This is a genomic window from Amycolatopsis sp. A133, assembly GCF_031082405.1.
Classification (GTDB): domain Bacteria; phylum Actinomycetota; class Actinomycetes; order Mycobacteriales; family Pseudonocardiaceae; genus Amycolatopsis.
The window spans coordinates 296778-315374 of sequence record NZ_JAVHJU010000003.1; the positions used below are offsets into that span (position 1 = coordinate 296778).

Genomic DNA, 18597 nt, shown 5'->3' on the forward strand with positions numbered 1-18597 from the left:
GGGGCGCGAGTGGCGGAAGATGCGGTGGTGCCCCGGACGTGGCTTCGGGGAAAGGTCGGATCCGGGGCACCACCGCCCGCGGGACAGCTGACACGGTGTCCTGCGGTGGACCCACCCTACGAATCGTCCGGACCTCTGACCAGGGCCTCGATCCGGTGTCGAAGGTTTGTCGCCCGGTCGGTAGGCGGACGTACCGAGAGTGGGCCTCCGTCGCCCGGGTCGAGCCGCTTGACCGGTCCGGGGGTTCGCGCCTAGCCTTCAGTTGAAACTTCAACCGAATTGCGCGCCGCGCGGACCGTGGAGCACCCTGATGTCGATCTTCCGCCTGAACCACGCCGTGCTCTACGTCCGGGACCTGGCCGAAAGCGTGGCGTTCTACCGGGACGTGCTCGGCTTCGGGTACATCGACGGCGGTGACGCGCACCGCGGCGCGGCCTTCCTGCGGGCGCCCGGGTCGGTCAACGACCACGACCTCGGCCTCTTCGAGATCGGGGCGGACGCCGCGGATTCGGGCGCCGGGCGGACGTCGGTGGGGCTCTACCACCTCGCGTGGGAGGTCGACACCCTCGGCGATCTCGAGCGGCTCGCCGCCCGGCTCACCGAAGCGGGCGCGCTGGTCGGCTCGTCCGACCACGGAACCACGAAGTCGTTGTACGCCAAGGATCCCAGCGGGCTGGAGTTCGAGGTCGTCTGGATCATCCCCCGCGACCTGCTGACCGAAGAGGACCGGGCGAAGTCCCTCGGCCGGCTCGACCTCGCCGCGGAACTGGCCAAGTACGGTCCCGACGCGCGCAGCGGCGTCGGGATCTCCCGCCCCTAGACCGTGGCGCCCGCCCGCGTCGGCTCCGCGGCCCGCTGCCGGACCGGAATGTTGCCGAGGGCGAACCGGCCCGGGCCCACGAACGCGACCAGGAGCAGCGACCAGCAGAACAGCGCGGACGCTTCGCCGCCGTTCTGGATGGGGAACAGGCCGAGCGGCAGGTGGACGACGAAGAACGCGTAGGCCATCGAGCCGGAGCCGAGGACGGCGGCGACCCGGGTGCCGAGGCCGACGCAGACGAGCGCGCCGCACACGAGCTGGATGACCGCGGCCCACCAGCCCGGCCAGGCCCCGACGGCGGCGGTGGACTTCGCGCCGAACAGGCCGAACAGCGTCTTGAGGCCGTGGCAGGCGAAAAGGAAGCCGATGACGATGCGGTAGAGCCCGATGACGTGGTCGCGGGCCGGGTCCAGGCGATGCATGGTGCCTCCGGTGAGCGGGGAGAGGGAAGAGGGCGGCGACGAACCGGCCGGCGGTAACGCCGGCCGGTGCGAATTCGGTCAACAAGATATACCGCCCGTGGAGAGTTGCCACAAGCTCCAATCGTCGTGTAAGCGAGTTTCGAAAATGGGTGGATCGCTTCCGGCGAGGCTCTGGCATCCTTGCTACGCAGGCAAAATAGGCCGTACGGGTGATCTTCCTATGTGGTCCAGACCAGTTGCGAAAGTGGTCCGTGCTTTCGAGATTGTTTTCGAGTCTTTCGATCGAGCTGCTTAACGGACGACTTAACAAAATCGTGGATCCGATTGCCGTATTCCACACCCCCGAATGACGTGTTGTGCGTGTGGTGCAGCTCACTCGAACATGTTCGGCCCGAACGTGCTCGGGACGAACATGTTCGTTAAACTGGAGCGATGGCTCCGGAAAGCACTTACAACCGCCGGGAGCGCCCGGCGAAGCCCGCCTTGACGCGGGAGGGGATCGTGGCGGCCGCCGTCGCGGTGATGCGCGCCGAAGGCGTCGAGCGCGTCACCATGCGCCGGCTCGCCCGGGAACTCGACACCGGGGCGGCCTCGCTCTACGTTTACGTCAAGGACACCGAGGAGCTGCACGCCGCGGTGCTCGACGAACTGCTCGCCGAAGTGGAACTGGACGGTGCGGGGGACTGGCGCGAACGCCTCTGGGCGGTGCTGGGCTCCTACCGGTCGGTGCTGTTCGCCCACCCGAGCCTCGCCCGGGTCGCGCTGGTGACCCGGCTGAGCGGCCCCCGCTTCCTGGCGCTGGTCGAGGCGGTGCTGGCCCTGCTCGACGAGGGCGGCATGGCGCCGGGACAGGCCGCGTGGGCGGTGGACGTGCTGCTGCTGACCGCCACCGCGGCGGCCGTCGAACACGGTAGCCGCCGGGAACGGCCCGGCGCGGCCCGGGAACACGAGGTCATGGCCGAGTCGCTGGCCGGCGTCTCCTCGCGGACGCACCCGCACATCGCCGCGCTGGGCACCGACCTGGTGTCCGGGCCCGGCCCCGTCCGCGCGAGGTGGGCGTTCGACGCGCTGCTGAACGGCGCGCTCGCCACCCCGCGCCCCGATCCCGGGGAGACCCGGTGACTCCGCCCGTCACGATCGTCGGCGGTGGCCTGGGCGGCCTCACGCTGGCCAGGGTCCTGCACACCCGCGGGATCCCGGCCACCGTGTACGAACTCGACGCGTCACCGGCCGCGCGCGACCAGGGCGGCACGCTGGACCTGCACGAAGAGTCCGGCCAGCGCGCGCTGGCCGAAGCGGGGCTCTCCCGGGAGTTCCGCGCCGTCGTCCGCGAGGAAGGGGAGGCGCTGCGGATCCTCGACCGCCGCGGCGCCGTCCGCTTCGAGGAAATCGCCGGCGAAGGCAGCGGGACGCGGCCGGAGGTGGATCGCGGCGAACTCAAGCGGATCCTGGCCGGATCGCTGCCCGACGGCGTGGTCCGCTGGGGCGCCAAGGTGACCGCGGTGTCCGCCGGGACGCTCACCCTCGACACCGGCGAGGTCGTCGACGCCGGCCTGCTCGTCGGCGCGGACGGCGCCTGGTCGAAGGTCCGGCCGCTGCTTTCGGACGCGGTGCCGCGCTACTCCGGGCTGTCCTTCGTGGAAGCCCGGCTGTCCGAAGTGGACGAACGGCGCCCGGCCGCGGCGGCGCTCGTCGGAGCCGGGTCGATGTTCGCGCTCGCCGAAGGGAAAGGGCTGATCGCCCAGCGCACCGGCGGCGGGCGGATCCGGGTGTACGCGGCGGTCCGGACCGCGGACGCGGCCGCCGCCACCGGGCTGGCCGACCGGGACCGGTTGCTCGAGGTCTTCGCCGGCTTCGCCCCCGGATTGCGGGCGCTCGTCGCGGAAAGCGAAGGCGCCCTGATCCCGCGGCCGATCCACGCCCTGCCGGTCGGGCACCGCTGGGCGCGGGTACCGGGGGTGACGCTGCTCGGCGACGCCGCCCACGTCATGTCGCCCTTCGCCGGCGAGGGCGCGAACCTCGCCATGCTCGACGCCGCCGAACTCGCCCTCGCGCTGGCGGACCACGACGACGTCGAAAGCGCTCTCTCGGCCTACGAGACCACGATGTTCCCCCGTGCGGAAGAAGCCGCCCGGGGTTCGGCGGACAACCTCGAAGCCTGCTTCGCCCCCGGCGCCCCCGGCGCGATGGTGGAGCGGATGAAGCGGTTCACCGCCCAGCACGGAGAGGATCTCCCATGACCCCGATCCACGACCTCCTCGACACCGGCCGCGGCGACCCCGCCGTGCTGGTCCTGCACGGCGGCGCCGGACCCCGCAGCGTCACCCCGGTCGTCGAGCGCCTCGCACCGCGCGCCCGTGTGCTGGCGCCGACCCACCCGGGCTGGTCGGGCACCCCGCGCCCGGACTGGTGCACCGGCGTCGACGACCTCGCCGTGGCCTACCTCGACCTGCTCGACGACGAAGACCTCGAAGACGTCGTCGTGGTGGGCGGCTCCTTCGGCGGCTGGGTCGCGGCCGAAATGGCCGTCCGCGACCGCGGACGGCGCCTCGGCGCGCTCGTCCTGCTCGACGCGATCGGCCCGGAGATCGAGGGACACCCGGTGCGGCTGCCGCAGCCGCCGCCCGGTGCGCCGGGACCGGACCCGGCCGACCTGGCCGCGCTGCGGACCTACACCGGCCCGGGCCTGGCCGATGCGAAGCTGCTGCGCCGCCTCGCCCGGGTCCGGATCCCGGCCCTGCTGATCTGGGGCGAAGACGACACCGTCGTCCCGCCGGCGTTCGGCAAGGCCTACGCGGCCGCGTTCGCCGACGCGCGGTTCGAGGTCGTCCCGGGCGCGGGCCACCAGCCCGCCGTGCAAGCTCCCGGAGCGACGTTCGACTTGATCGACGAGTTCCTCGACCGGCTTGATCCATGACCCCCTAAGGTGGCTCCATGGTGGACGAAGAAGTCGTCTCGGAGCGCATCCGGCAGATCGCCGCCACCCTCGAGGGCCGCGCGGGCGAACTGACCGGTGAGCTGGTCCAGCTGTACGCCACCGATCTGCCGCAGCTGGTCAACGACGACGAGCGCATGGTGAGCCTGCTGTCGGCGAGCGTGTACCAGAACATCGAGACCGCGCTGCAGATCTTCCGGCACGGCATCGACCCGGCGACCGTCGAGCCGCCGGCCGCGGCGATGGAGTACGCGCGCCGGCTGGCCCAGCGCGGCACCCCGGTGTTCGACCTGATCCGCGCGTACGACCTCGGGCAGGCCGCGATGCTCGACTTCGGGTTCGAGGAGTGCACCCGTTCGGTCGACGACGCGGCCCTGCTCGGGGCCATGATGCGCCGGCTGCTGCGGGTCGCCTACGAGTTCATCACCCGGGTCGTCCGCCAGCTCGTCGGCGTCTACCAGGACGAACGCGACCGCTGGCTGCTCAACCGCAGCGCCGCGCGGGCGGCGAAGGTGGCGGACCTGCTCGGCGAGAACGGCCCGCCCCCGGACGTCGACGCGGCCGAGGCGGTGATCGGCTACCGCCTGCGCGGCACGCACGTCGGGATGATCGTCTGGCACGCGTCGGCGGCCTTCGTCGACGACGCGCTGACGGTGCTCGAGTCGGTCGCAGGTGCGGTGTTCGAGCGCGTCCGCGGGCAGGGGCGGCCGCTGTTCGTGCCGCGGGACGAGGCCAGCGCCTGGGTGTGGCTCCCGCTCGCCCCGGGCGCGTCGGTCGGCCGCGAGCACCTCGACGCGGTCCTCGCGGAAGCCGAATCCGGCGTGCGGGTGACCGTCGGCGACCCCGGCACCGGGGTCGGCGGCTTCCGCGACACCCACCAGCAGGCCCGCCGGGTGCACGCGCTGGCCCTGGCCGCCGGCGAGCACTGCGACCGCGTGCTGACCTTCCGCGAGGTCGGCACGGTGGCGCTGATGACGAGCGACCTCAACGCGGCCCGGCTGTGGGTCGCGAGCACGCTCGGGCCACTGGCCGCCGACGACGAGAACTGCGGGCGGCTGCGCGAGACGCTGCGGGTGTTCCTGAACTCCGGCGGCAGCTACACCGCGGCGGCCGGCGAGCTGACGATGCACAAGAACTCCGTGCAGTACCGCATCCGCAAGGCCCAGGAACTGCTGCCCCGCGGGCTCGCCGACGGACGCCTGGACGTCGAGCTGGCGCTCGCCCTGTGCCGCCGGCTGGGCGCGGCGGTGCTCTCCCCGGTGTGAGTTTGGTGTCCCGGACCACCGGGGCCGAAGATCGTTGGGTCGGCGGCACGAAGTCCGCGGGCGGATCCTCCCCTACGGTTTTCCCATGGGTGAGAACGGTGGAATGCTCGCACTGGTGCGGCTACGCCGAGGTGTCGTCGGCGAGAGCAGACGCGTCTGCCACCTGATCCCCGTCCCCACCGGCCCGGTCCCGGAGCACCTGACAGCCCTGTGCGGCGAGTCGATCTTCCCCGGCGAAGCCGAAGTGCTCGACGGGCTGCGCGGCATGCCGTGCCACGCGTGCCTCATGCGTAGTGCGCCGTCGGGACAGGGCTTCCTGGCCAACGCGGGCTGAGCCCGGGCTGCAGCCGGGGTACCGGTTCGGCTGGAGCCGGCTGGCCTCGCCTGGCCTCGCCTCGCCTGGCCTCGACACGGCGGTCCGGGCGGGCTGGCGCCGCCGTGCTCGCTCGGCCTCTCCGGCGAACCCACCCTCCGCTGTGGACACCGCAGCCCGGCTCAACCACCCACCTTCGGGCTGAATCGATTTCGTGAAATTGCCACCCCCGTCGCACCGAAACAAAACGGCCCAAACGGATGTCGGTGAATATCCGACCGAATCCGCGACACAATTCCGCACGCGTCACGATGGGTAGCCGAACGAGTGTCCACAGTGGCAGGAGTCCCTGTCCTTAACCATGGATGACGTGGGAACCTGCGGCGACCGGTCCAGGATCGATAGTTCATTCGGCTGAACTCTGCGGATTGCGTACCCGTAGACCGCCTCGCGCCCCTTAACCTTGCGTGATTCTTCGTCAATCGCACTGGGGAGTGAGATGAAGTCCACGTCACCGCCTTGGTTTCCGCGCGCCCATTCGCCGTCGGGGGCCGACTCCGGTCGATGATGCCAGCCGGTTGTCTCAGACGTTTCGCGGAAATTGCCCGGCGGTCGCCCGATCGGGTCGCGGTTTTCGAACACGGCTCGGCCGTGAGCTACGGCAGGCTGGCCGCGCTGGCCGGCGGGCACGCTGCACGGCTGCTCGACGCCGGGGTCCGGCCGGGGGAGTTCGTCGGCCTGGTCACCGGGCACGGCACGCGCGCCATCTCCGCCATCCTCGGCACCCTGGCGGCGGGCTGTGCCTACGTCCCGCTGGACCCGACCTTCCCGCGCGACCGGCTCGCCCACCAGGTCGCGGCGGCCCGGGTGGCGGCCGTGCTGGCCGATCCCGAGCACCTCGAACTGGCCGAAGCGTTGTGCCGCAGCGAGTCCGCCCGCGTCGTGCGGGCGGGAGCGGACGGGGAGGACACCGCGCCGCTGCCGGTGCCCGATCCGGATCCGGACGCGCCGGCCTACGTGCTGTTCACCTCCGGCTCCACCGGGACGCCGAAGGCCGTCGCGCAGACCCACCGCAACCTGCTGCACGTGGTGGGCAACCAGATCACCACCCTCGGGATCACCGGCGCCGACCGGCTCAGCCTGCTGGCCTCCTTCGGTTTCGACGCGGCGATCCCCGACCTCTACCCGGCGCTGCTGACCGGGGCCGCCGTCGTGCCGGTCGACGTCCGCGCCCACGGCGTGGCCCACGCGGCCCGTGAACTCGCGCGGTACGGGGTGACCGTCTACCACTCGACGCCCACGGTCTACCGCTACCTGCTCGACGCCCTCGACGGCGGCCTGCCCTCGGTCCGGACCGTCCTGCTGGGCGGCGAGCAGGCCACCTACGCCGACGTCCGCCGCGGCCGGTTCGCCCCCGGGTGCGTGTACGTCAACGGCTACGGCGCGACCGAAGTGACCTTCGCCGCCCAGTACCGGCTGACCGCCGCGGACGTCGACACCGGCGCCACCGGCCCGCTGCCCATCGGGACCGCGCTGCCGGGCTATACGCTCACCGTGCTCGAGGGCGGTGAGCTCCAGGTCAGCGGCGAATACCTGGTCGAGGGCTACTTCGACCAGCCGGGCCCGGCGTTCGGCACCACCGGCGACGGCGTCCGCAGCTACCGCACCGGCGACCTCGGCCGGGTCCGGCCCGACGGGAACTTCGTCTGCCTCGGCCGGCTGGACCGGCAGGTCAAGGTGCGCGGGTTCCGGATCGAGCTGACCGAGATCGAGGCGCGGCTCGGTGAACAACCCGAAGTGGCCGAAGCGCGGGCGATCGTCCGCGACGGCGAACTGCTCGCCTACGTCGTCCCGGTGGCGGGGGAGCGGCCGGACGGGGCCGCGCTGCGGGCCGCGCTGGCCGAGGTGCTGCCCGGGTACGCGGTGCCCGCGGCCGTGACCGCGGTCGCCGCCTTCCCGCTCACCGTCAGCGGCAAGCTCGACGAGGAAGCCCTTCCGGACCCGCGGCCGCCCGCGCCCGCCCCGGCCGGGCCGTCCGGCCCGGCGGAGCGCCGGGTGCACGCGATCTGGAGCGCGGTGCTCGGGCACGACCGGTTCGGCACCACGGACGCGTTCTTCGACGTCGGCGGGCACTCCCTGCTGCTGGGCCGGGTCCAGCAGCGGCTGGCCGCGGAGTTCGAAACCGACGTCCCGCTGCTGAGCCTGCTGGAGCACCCGACGATCGCGGCGCAGGCCGCGCACCTGGAACGGTCTGCTCCGGACGGTCCGCGGGCGGCCGCGGCCGAACCGGGCGAGGACGAACCCGGCAGCGACCTCATCGCCGTCGTCGGGCTCGCCTGCCGGTTCCCCGGCGCGCCGGACGCCGGCGCGTTCTGGTGGAACCTCTGCGCCGGGACCGACGCGATCCACGACTACACCGACGACGAGCTGGCCGCGCTCGGCATCGGCCCCGGCCTGCGCGCGGACCCCGCGCACGTGCGCGCCGGGGGCCGGATCGAGGGCGTCGAGGACTTCGACGCCGGGTTCTTCGGGTTCACCGCGGAGGAAGCCGCGCGCACCGACCCGCAGCACCGGCTCTTCCTGGAGACGGCCTGGCGGGCACTGGAGGACGCGGGCCGCGACCCGGCGCGGGAAGCCGGCCCGGTCGGCGTGTTCAGCTCCGCCGGCGTGAACCGGTACTTCCTGTTCCACCTGTTCGGCAACCCCGTCGTGGGCGGCGACGTCGACCCCGACGACTGGGAGGGCAGGCTGCTCGGCCGCCAGCTCCCCGACCACCTGCCCGGCCTCCTCGCCTACCGGTTCGGCCTCACCGGGCCCGCGGTGGCCGTCCAGAGCGCCTGTTCCAGCTCGCTCGCCGCGGTCGCGCTGGCCGCCCAGAGCCTCGCCGACTACCGCTGTGACCTGGCGATCGCCGGCGGGGTGAGCATCACGTGGCCGCGCTACCGCGCCGGCGGCATGGCTTCGCCGGACGGCCGCTGCCGGTCGTTCGACGCGGCGGCCGACGGCGCGGGGTTCGGCTCGGGCGCGGGTGTCGTGGTGCTGCGGCGCCTGTCCGACGCACTCGCCGACTCCGACCACATCCACGCCGTGCTGCCCGGCTGGGCGATGACCAACGACGGCGGCGATCGCGCCGGGTACGCCGTGCCGAGCCCGGCGGGCCAGGCGGCCGCGGTCGCCGAAGCACTGGCCGTGGCCGGGGCCGACCCGGCCGAGGTGCGGCTGATCGAGGCGCACGGCAGCGGCACACCGCTGGGCGACGCCATCGAGGTGGCCGCGCTCAACCGGGTGTACCGGGACGTCCCGCGCGGCACCTGCGCGCTCGGCTCGGTCAAGACGAACATCGGTCACCTCGACGCGGCCGCCGGGATCGCCGGGCTGATCAAGACCGTGCTTTCCGTGCGCCACGGCGTGATCCCGCCGAACCTGCACTTCACCGAGCCGCACCCGGAGGTCGACCTGGCCGGCGGGCCGTGTTACGTGCCCGTCAAGGCCGCCGGCTGGCCGGAGGCGCCGCGGCGGGTGGCCGGGGTCAGCGCGTTCGGCATGGGCGGCACCAACGTCCACGTGATCGTCGAAGAACCACCGGCGTCCGGGCCGCGGGTGACCGCGGGCGGCCCGCACGTCCTGCCGGTGTCCGCCCGGGACCGGGACTGCCTGCGCGAGGCGCTTTCCGCGGTGCGCGACCGGCTCGCGGCCGACCCGCCGGACCTGTCCGACGTCGCCTACACCCTCGCCGTCGGGCGCCGGGAGTTCGCCGTGCGCGCGGCCGTGGTCGCGACGACCGCGGCCGAAGCCGTCGAAGCCCTCGAGACGCTGCTGGCGGAGGGGACCGACCTGGCCGGGCCGCCCGGGGCGGCCCGCGAACTGGCCGCCCGCTGGGTCGGCGGCGACAGCGTCGACTGGGCCGCCCGGCACGACGGCGCCCGCCCCGGCCGGGTGCCGCTGCCCGGCCACCCGTTCCGGCGCAGCCGGTGCTGGATCGACCCGCCGGCTCGGGGACACCACCCGTGAGCCGCACGCACGACCACACGGCCGCCACCGCGGCCGTGCCGAACTGGGGAGTTCACGTTGACCGACACGTTGCCCGGCACGGGCATCGACGGCCCGGCACCGGCTTTCGCCGGACAGTCCTTTGTGGACAAAACGGTCGCCGGCCTGATCCTGGCGCAGGCGGAGCGGACGCCGGACGCGCTCGCCGTGCGGCAGGGCGCCACCGAGCTCACCTACGCTGAGCTCGTCGCCGCGGCCTGGGGTGTCGCCGCCGCTCTGCGCGACCGGGGCGCCGGCCCGGAGACCCGGGCCGGGGTGTGCGCGCACCGGACGCCCGCGCTGGTGACCACCGTCCTCGGGGTCCTGCTGTCCGGCGCCTGTTACGTCCCGCTCGAGCCGGGCGGCCCGCGGGCCCGGTTGGCCGGGATCGTCGCCGACGCCGGGGTCTCGCTGGTGGTCGGCGACGCCGCGGTGGCCGAGTTCGGGCCCGCGCTCGGGATGAACGTCCCGCCGCCCGCCGCGCCCGGGGTCTGCCCGGCCACGCCGGACAGCACCGCGCACGTGCTCTACACGTCCGGGTCGACCGGGCGGCCGAAGGGCGTGCTCACCCGCCACCGCAACATCGTCGCGTTCGTGAGCGGGTTCGCCGCCCGGCTCGGCGTCGGCCCCGGCAGCCGCACGCTCGGCATCTCCTCGCTCGGGTTCGACGCGTTCACCATGGACGTCTTCGTGCCGCTGACCGTCGGCGGCTCGGTGCAGCTCGCCGGCTCGGCCGACCGCGCCGACCCGGAGCGGCTGCGCCGGTTCGTCGTCGAGCACGACGTGAACTGGGGCTTCAGCACGCCGACGCTGCTGTCCCTGCTCGACCCCGCCGACGTGCCCGGCTGGCGGACCGTGGCCTGCGGCGGCGAGCCCGTGCCCGCCGAGCTGGCCGCCCGCTGGCGGCCCGGCCGCCGGTTCTTCCACGTCTACGGCCCGACCGAGACGACCGTCGTCGTGGTCACCGACGAGGTGACCGGGATCCCCGCGGACCCGCTGCCGCTGGGCACGCCGACCCCTGGCCACCGCGCGTTCGTCGTCGGCGACGAGCTGCGGCCCGTCCCGCCCGGCGAGGTGGGCGAACTGGTCATCGGCGGCCCGGGCGTGGCCGCGGGCTACCTGAACGACCCGCAGCTGACCGCCCGGAAGTTCGCCGAGGACCCGTTCGCACCGGGGGAGCGGCTCTACCGCACCGGCGACCTGGCCCGGCTGCGCCCCGACGGCAGGCTGGAGTTCGCCGGCCGCGCCGACCGCCAGGTGAAGGTCCGCGGCCAGCGGATCGAGCTCGGCGAGGTCGAAGCCGCCCTCGGCGCCCACCCCGGCGTCGGTGCCGTCGCGGTCGAGGCCGTGCCGGGCCCCGGCGGCACCCGGCTGGTCGCGTTCCTCACCCCGGCCTCGGCGCCGTCCGACGCGGACATCCACGCCCACGCGGGGGACCGGCTCACCGAGGCGATGCGCCCGGCCGTGCTCCGGCGGCTGGACGCGCTGCCCGTCAACGCCGTCACCGGCAAGATCGACCGGCCCGCCCTGCGGGCGCTCGCCGAGAGCGAGCCCGAGAACGCCGCTGCGCCCGGCTCGCCGGTGGAGGCGGTGTGGCGCCAGGTGCTCGGCCCGGGCGCCGGGACCGACTTCCTGCTTTCCGGTGGCGATTCGATCTCCGCGATGCGGCTGGTCGCGGCGCTGCGCGCGGACCTGGCCGCCGACGTGTCCGTCGAAGACGTCTTCGCCGGGCGGACCCTGGACGGGCTCACCCGCCGGGTCGCCGCGGCCGCCCCGCTCACCGGGGCCGGCCCGACGGCCGGGCACGCGCCCGCGCTGTCCCCGCCGCAGCGGCGGCTGTGGTTCCTCGACCAGCTCGCCCCGGACGCGGCGCCGTACAACATCGCGCTGGCGTTCCGGCTGACCGGCCCCCTCGACGTCGAGGCGTTGCGGGCCGCCCTGCGCGCGGTCGCCGGGCGGCACGACGTGCTGCGCTGGCGCATCCGGCCGGTCGACGGGGTCCCGCGGGCGGAGTGCCTGCCGCCCGGCGAGGTCGAGCTGCCGGTCCGGCCGCTGCCCGAAGCCGGTGTCCGCGCCCGCTTGGCCGCCGACGCGGCGACGCCGGTCCGGCTCGACCGCGAGCCGCCGTGGCGGGTGCGGCTCTACGAGCTGGGGCCCGAGGACCACGTGCTCGGCTTCACGCTGCACCACGCGGTGTTCGACGGCTGGTCGCAGGAGCTGCTCTGCGCGGACCTCGGCGCGGCCTACCGCGGTGAGGTCCTGTCGCCGCTGCCGGTGTCCTATGCGGACTACGCGGTGTGGCGCGCGGACCGCGACCGCCGCCGCGAGGCCGTCGACCTCGCCTGGTGGACCGGGCACCTGGCCGGTGCCCCGTCCACTGTGGACCTGCCGCGGGACCGCCCGCGCCCGGCGGTGCAGACCTACCGCGGCGCGAGCCACCACCAGGCGTTCCCCGGCGGGGTCGCCGAGGCCGTCGGCGAACTGGCCCGGCGCACCGGGACCACCCGCGCCGGTGTGGTGCTGGCGGCGTTCGGGCAGCTGCTGCGCCGGCTCACCGGCGGGACCGACCACCTGGTGGCCACCGTCGTCGCGGACCGGCAGCTGGCCGAGGTCCAGGACGTCGCCGGGTTCTTCGTGGACATCGTCCCGGTGCGGCTGCGCGCCGGGGACGCGGACTTCACCGCGCAGGTGCGCAGCAGCGGCGAGGAGCTCCTGGCCGCCACCGCGCACCCGGCGGCGCCGATCGACCGGCTCGTGGACGCGCTCGGCGTGCCGCGCGACCCGTCGCGGGCCCCGCTCGTGCAGGTGATGGTCAACGTCCTGAACTTCACCGAGCCTCGCCTGGACCTGCCCGGGGTGCGTGGAGCGTGGCTGCCGGTCGAAAAGCCGGGCTCGCCGTTCGACCTGACCGTCTACGTCCTCGAGCACGGGGTGGAGCTGCTCTACAACCCGGACCTGTTCGACGCGGCCCGGATGGCCGCGCTGGCCGAGGACTTCACCGCGCTCCTCGCGGCGCTGGCCGCCGAGCCGGACCGGCCGGCCGCGACCTGCGTGCCGGAACTCCCGCGGGCGGCCGTCCGGACCGCCGCGCCGGGCGCGTCCGGTCGCGCGCAGCCCCGCCCGGACCCGGTGCCCGCCGCCGATCCGGCCGCGCTGGCCGCCACCGAGGCGGTCATCGCGGCCACCTGGCGGGAGGTGCTCGGGCTCGGCGCCGTGGGCGTGACCGACAACTTCTTCGACCTCGGCGGGCATTCGCTCGCCCTGGCCCGCGTCCACGCCGAGGTCACCGCCCGGCTCGGCCGCAGCATCCCGATGGTGGACCTGTTCACCCACCCCACCGTCCGCGCCCTCGCCACCCACCTGCACGCGGGGGCCGCACCCAGCCCGGAGCTCGCCCGCGCCGCCGAGCGGGTCGCCGCCCGCCGGGGGCGCACCCCGTCCAGAAGACCCCGCCGCAGTGCCGGCACGACCGGCCAGGAACAGGAGCGACCGCAGTGACCCACGACCTCGAACCCGACTCCGACCCCGGCGCCGAGCCGATCGCGATCGTCGGGATGGCCGCCCGCGTCCCCGGCGCCGGCGACCTGCGCCGGTTCTGGCGCAACCTCGTCGACGGCGTGGAGTCCGTCAAGCCCGCCACCCGCGAGGAACTGCTCGCCCGCGGCGCCGATCCGGCCACTTTGGACGATCCCAGCTGGGTCAACGCCACCACGGTGGTCGAGGGCTTCGACGAGTTCGACGCCGACCTGTTCGGGATGACCAGCCGCGAAGCCGAGATCACCGACCCGCAGCACCGCGTGTTCCTCGAAGCCTGCCACTCGGCCCTGACCGACGGCGGCTACGACCCGGCCCGCTACCGCGGGGCGATCGGGGTCTACGGCGGCACCGGGCGGACCGGCTACCTGGTCGAGAACCTGCTGCGCAACGAGCGGGTGATGGCCTCGCAGCACGGCGGCATCGGGATGTCGACCGGCAACCAGCCGAGCTACCTGACGACGGCGGTGTCCTACAAGCTGAACCTGCGCGGCCCGAGCCTGGCGATCCACACCGCGTGCTCGACGTCGCTGGTCGCGGTGCACCTGGCCTGCGAGGCCCTGCGCAACGGCGAATGCGACATGGCGCTGGCCGGTGGGGTCAACCTGGAGATGCCGCACGGCATCGGGTACATGGGCGTCGAAGGCTTCACCTCGCCGGACGGGCACGTGCGCGCGTTCGACGCCGGCGCCAACGGCACGGTGTGGAGCAGCGGCGCCGGGGTCGTCCTGGTCAAACGGCTGTCCCAGGCCCTGGAAGACGGCGACCACATCCGGGCGGTCGTGCTCGGCAACGCGATCAACAACGACGGCGCCACGAAGGTCGGCTTCTCCGCGCCGAGCGTCGCGGGCCAGACCGAGGCCATCGCGCAGGCGGTCGGCATGGCCGGGGTCGACCCGCGCACCATCGGGTACGTCGAGGCGCACGGCACCGGGACCGCGCTCGGCGACCCGATCGAGATCAACTCACTGTCCACTGTGTACGGCCACGGGGTGCCGGACACCGGCTGGTGCGCCATCGGGTCGGTGAAGTCGAACATCGGCCACCTGTCCCAGGCGGCGGGGGTCGTGGCGCTGATCAAGACCGTGCTGGCGATGGAGCACGGGCTCATCCCGCCGACGATCAACTACGCCGAGCCCAACCCGGGCATCGACTTCCCGCGCAGCCCGTTCTACCCGGCGCGGACCGTCACCAAGTGGGAAGCGGCCGACACCCCGCGCCGGGCGGGCGTGAGCTCGTTCGGCGTCGGCGGCACCAACGCCCACCTGGTGCTGGAGGAGGCCCCGCCGCCGCGGCGGCAGCGCCGTCCGCACCCGGCGCACCTGCTGCGGGTGTCGGCGAAGACGCCGGAGACGCTCGCCACCGCGGTCGAGCACCTCGCCGACCGGCTGGCCGGGGACGTCGACCTCGACCTCGCCGACGTCGCGCACACCCTCGCGGCCGGCCGCACCGAGTACCCGCACCGGGCGGTCGTCGTCGCCCGCGACACCGAAGACGCCGTCGACGGCCTGCGCGACCCGCGGCGCCTGCTGGCCGCGCGGGCGGACGAGCCCCAGGTGGCGTTCCTCTTCTCCGGCCAGGGTTCCCAGTACGCCGGGATGGGCGCGGAGCTGTACCGCAGCGAGCCCGTCTTCGCCGCCGCCGTGGACGAGTGCTGCGAGCTGTCGGGGATCGCGGGCCTGAAGGACCTGATCTTCGACCGCGGCGGGGACACGAAGCTGCGGGAAACCCGCTACACCCAGCCCGCGCTGTTCGTCGTCGAGTACGCGCTGGCCGTGCTGTGGCGCAGCTGGGGCGTGCGGCCCGGGGCGATGATCGGCCACTCCGTCGGCGAATACGTCGCTGCGACCGTGGCCGGGGTGTTCACCCCGGCCGACGCCGTGCGGCTGGTCGTCCGGCGCGGCGAGCTGATGCAGGCGATGCCCGCCGGCGCGATGCTCGCCGTCCAGCTCGACGAGGAGGCCGTCGCGAAGCGGCTGCCCGCAGGACTGGCGATCGCCGGGGTCAACGGGCCCGGCACCTGCGTCGTCGCCGGGCCGTCCGGCGCCGTCGCCGACTTCGCCGCGCTGCTCAAGGCCAGTGACGTCCAGTGCCGGGAGCTGGTGACCTCGCACGCGTTCCACTCGCCGATGATGGACCCGATCCTGGCGGAGTTCACCGAGGCCGTCGCCGCGGTGCCGCGGTCCGCGCCCGCGCTGCCGTTCCTGTCGAACCTGACCGGCGGCTGGATCACCGGCGCCCAGGCCACCGATCCCGGCTACTGGGCCGCCCACCTGCGCCGGGCCGTCCGGTTCGGCGACTGTGTTCGGACGCTGTTCGCCGGGGGAGAGCGCTGGGCGCTCGTCGAATGCGGCCCGGGCCACCAGCTGGCCGGGCTCGCCCGCGCCGCGGTGCCGAAGGGCCTCCCCGCGCCGCGGCCGAGCTTGCCCGGCCGCACCGACCGCGAGGGCGACGTCGAAACGCTCTACGCCGCGGCCGGTCTCCTGTGGGCGCACGGGGTGCCCGTGGAGTCCACGTCCGGCTACCGCGTGCCCCTGCCGGGTTACCCCTACGCGCGCAAGCGGTACTGGATCGACCCCGACCCGAAGGGGACGCTCGCCGAGCCCGAGCGGCCGAGCGGCCCGCTGCCCCTCGACGAGTGGTTCGCCGTCCCGTCCTGGCGTCAAGCCGGGCCGGACCTGCGGCGCGAGCCCTTCACGGACTGCCTCGCGTTCGTCGAAGACGACGTCCTCCCCGGCCTGCTGCGAGACGCCGGGGTCGCCGTCACCGAGGTCCGGCCCGGCGAGCGGTTCGCCGCCGTCGCGGGCGGCTTCACCGTCCGGCCGGGCGTGCGCGAGGACTACGACGAACTCGTCGCCGCCCTCGCGCACCGCCCGGAACGCGTGGTCCACGCCTGGGCGCTCGGCGGGACCGAGACCGGCATGGCCGCGCAGGACCGTGGGTTCTTCAGCGTCCTCAACCTGGTGCAGGCCTGGGGCGAGCCGGTGCGGATCGACGTGCTGAGCACCGGCACCGCCGACGTCACCGGCACCGACCTCACCCGGCCGGAGCACGCCACGCTCGCGGGCATCGCGCGGGTGGTCCCCCTGGAAGTCCCGGGTGCGGTCGTGCGCCGGATCGACGTCGAGACGGTGTCGGCGGAGGTCGTGGCGGAGCTGTTCCACCCGGCGGACGCCCCGGCCGAGGTCGCGGTGCGCCGCGGCCGCCGCTGGGTGCTCGAGCACACCCAGCTCGCGGTGCCCGAGGCCGCGCCGGTGCTGCGCGCAGGCGGGCGCTACCTCATCACCGGCGGCACCGGCGGCATCGGCGTCACCTTGGCCGAAGACTTCGCCCTGCGCGTCCGGGCGAAGCTGATCCTGCTGACCCGTGGTGGCCTGCCGCCGCGGGAAGAGTGGGACGCGCACCTGGCCGCGCACGGCGGCACCGACCGGGCCGGGCGGGCGGTGCTCGCCGTCCGGCGGATGGAGGCGGCCGGCGCGGTGGTGCACGTGGTCGCCGCCGACGTGACCGACCCGGCGCGGCTGCGGGAGGTTCGCGAGCTGGCGGAGCGCGAATTCGGCGGGCTCGACGGGATCGTCCACGCGGCCGGGCTCCCCGGCGGCGGCGTCGCCGAGGTCAAGGAGCGGCCGGCCGCGGAGGCGGTGCTGGCGCCGAAGATCGGCGGCACCCTGGCCCTGGCCGAGGCGTTCGCCGACCTGCCGCTGGACTTCGTCGCGCTGTGCTCGTCGGTCACCGCCGTCTCCGGCGACTTCGGGCAGGTCGACTACTGCGCGGCCAACAACTTCCTCGACGCCTACGCCCGCGGCGACCACGGCTGGCGGGCCCGCGTGGTCTCGCACAACTGGGGCGGCTGGGACGAGGTCGGCATGGCCGCCGAGGTGGCCGCGCCGTCGGCGATCCGCTCCACCCGCACGAAGGCGGACGGCCCGGTCGCGCACCCGGTGCTCAGCACCCGCACGGGCGGGAGCTGCCACGGGCTGGTTTCGGCGGCCGGGCACTGGCTGCTCGACGAGCACCGGATCGCCGGCGTGCCGGTCGTCCCGGGCACCGGGCACCTGGAAAGCGTGCGGGCCGCGGTCGAGGCGGCGCTGCCGCGCCCCGGCGACGGCCACGTCGTCGAACTGCAGGACGTCGTGTTCCTCGAACCGTTCTCGGTGCCCGAAGGCACGGTCGCGGAGTACCGGGTCGCCTTCGACGGCGACGGGTTCGCGGTGACCAGCCGCGCGGCCGGGGTGACCAAGGTGCACGTCCGCGGCTCCGCGGGCTGGGTCCCGGCCCCGACGACGTCCACGGTGGACCTCGATGCGGTCCGCGGCCGGACGCGGGTGCTCGACGACGGCAACGCCTTCGGCACCGGCCGGACCAGCATGGTCACCTTCGGCCCGCGGTGGGCCGCGCTGCGCACCCACCACGTCGGCGAGCACGAAGAACTGGCCTCGCTGGTCGCGCCCGAGGCGGCGGCCGGGGACACCGGCTGGGCGCTGCACCCGGCGCTGCTCGACGTCGCGACCGCGTTCGGCCGCGGCCGGGGCAGCGGTACCTACCTGCCGATGAGCTACGGCCGCGTGGTGGTGCACGCGCCGCTCCCGGCGAGCTTCCACAGCCACCTGCGGTACCGGGACTCCGGCGGGGACCAGGTCGTCTCGGCCGATCTGACGCTGTGCGCCGACGACGGGCGCGTGCTCGTCGAAATCGAGGACTTCGTGTTGCGGCAGGTCGACGAAGGCGCGGTGAGCGGCGGGCTCGCGGCGGTGGCGCCGCGGTCCACTGTGGATAGCGCCGGGATCCGGCCGGTCGACGGCGCCGAGGCGTTCCTGCGCGCGCTGACGCCCGGCCTCGGAGGCCAGGTCGTGATCAGCACCCGCCCGGTGCGCGACCTGTTCGCCCGCCGGGTCACCGCCGAGCGGCTGGAGGAAACCGAAGAGGCGGCCGAGCCGGCCGAGGCACCGGTCCAGGACGGCTACCTCGCCCCGCGCACCGATCTGGAGGCCGAGATCGCCCGGCAGTGGGCGGAAGTGCTCGGCGTCGAGCGCGTCGGCGTCGACGACGACTTCTTCGCCCTCGGCGGCAACTCGCTGGTCGCCATCCAGCTGATCGCCCAGGTCCGCAAGACCACCGGCGCCCGGCTGGCCATGAAGACGCTGTTCGAATCCTCCACGGTGGCCGCCCTGGCCGAGCGGATCGAGGAACTGCGGGGTGCGGAGCTTTCACGTGAAAGCTCCGCCCCGGCCGCAGCGGAGCCGGCCGCGACCACCATCCCCAAGCTCGAGCGCTGAAGC

Annotated in this window: 10 protein-coding genes; 9 read left to right on the top strand and 1 reads right to left on the bottom strand. The window is 74.5% G+C overall.

Annotation, left to right across the window (positions count from 1 at the left end; all coding sequences use genetic code 11):
* Positions 1-310 precede the first annotated feature (310 nt).
* Positions 311-820, top strand: coding sequence for a VOC family protein (locus Q5425_RS04240; RefSeq protein WP_308670745.1), 510 nt, complete (start codon positions 311-313; stop codon positions 818-820).
* Here the strand turns inward: Q5425_RS04240 and Q5425_RS04245 are convergent.
* Positions 817-1242 carry a DoxX family protein gene (locus tag Q5425_RS04245; RefSeq protein ID WP_308670746.1) on the bottom strand — a complete coding sequence of 142 codons (426 nt, stop codon included), beginning with the start codon at positions 1240-1242 and terminating at the stop codon, positions 817-819. The genes Q5425_RS04240 and Q5425_RS04245 overlap by 4 nt on opposite strands.
* A gap of 432 nt (positions 1243-1674) precedes the next feature.
* On the opposite strand from Q5425_RS04245, the gene Q5425_RS04250 reads away from it, so the two are divergent.
* From Q5425_RS04250 to Q5425_RS04285, 8 genes are all read left to right on the top strand, one after another.
* Positions 1675-2364: a TetR/AcrR family transcriptional regulator C-terminal domain-containing protein gene (locus tag Q5425_RS04250; RefSeq protein ID WP_308670747.1), complete on the top strand. Its 690-nt coding sequence runs from the start codon at positions 1675-1677 to the stop codon at positions 2362-2364.
* Positions 2361-3482: an FAD-dependent monooxygenase gene (locus tag Q5425_RS04255; RefSeq protein WP_308670748.1), complete on the top strand. Its 1122-nt coding sequence runs from the start codon at positions 2361-2363 to the stop codon at positions 3480-3482. The genes Q5425_RS04250 and Q5425_RS04255 overlap by 4 nt, the downstream gene beginning before the upstream one ends.
* Complete coding sequence (locus Q5425_RS04260; RefSeq protein ID WP_308670749.1) at positions 3479-4159, top strand: alpha/beta hydrolase; 681 nt, start codon at positions 3479-3481, stop codon at positions 4157-4159. The genes Q5425_RS04255 and Q5425_RS04260 overlap by 4 nt, the downstream gene beginning before the upstream one ends.
* A 17-nt stretch (positions 4160-4176) precedes the next feature.
* Positions 4177-5442, top strand: coding sequence for a helix-turn-helix domain-containing protein (locus tag Q5425_RS04265; RefSeq protein ID WP_308670750.1), 1266 nt, complete (start codon positions 4177-4179; stop codon positions 5440-5442).
* A gap of 103 nt (positions 5443-5545) precedes the next feature.
* The gene (locus tag Q5425_RS04270) at positions 5546-5776 is read left to right on the top strand and encodes a hypothetical protein (RefSeq protein WP_396135124.1); all 231 of its coding nucleotides are present in this window, start codon (positions 5546-5548) and stop codon (positions 5774-5776) included.
* Between the two features lie 546 nt (positions 5777-6322).
* Positions 6323-9766 (top strand): beta-ketoacyl synthase N-terminal-like domain-containing protein, encoded by a 3444-nt coding sequence (locus Q5425_RS04275; protein WP_308670780.1) that lies wholly within the window; start codon positions 6323-6325, stop codon positions 9764-9766.
* 57 nt (positions 9767-9823) lie between these two features.
* Positions 9824-13282: an amino acid adenylation domain-containing protein gene (locus Q5425_RS04280; RefSeq protein WP_308670752.1), complete on the top strand. Its 3459-nt coding sequence runs from the start codon at positions 9824-9826 to the stop codon at positions 13280-13282.
* Positions 13279-18594 (top strand): polyketide synthase, encoded by a 5316-nt coding sequence (locus Q5425_RS04285; RefSeq protein ID WP_308670753.1) that lies wholly within the window; start codon positions 13279-13281, stop codon positions 18592-18594. Before Q5425_RS04280 ends, Q5425_RS04285 begins: the two co-directional genes overlap by 4 nt.
* Positions 18595-18597 lie beyond the last annotated feature (3 nt).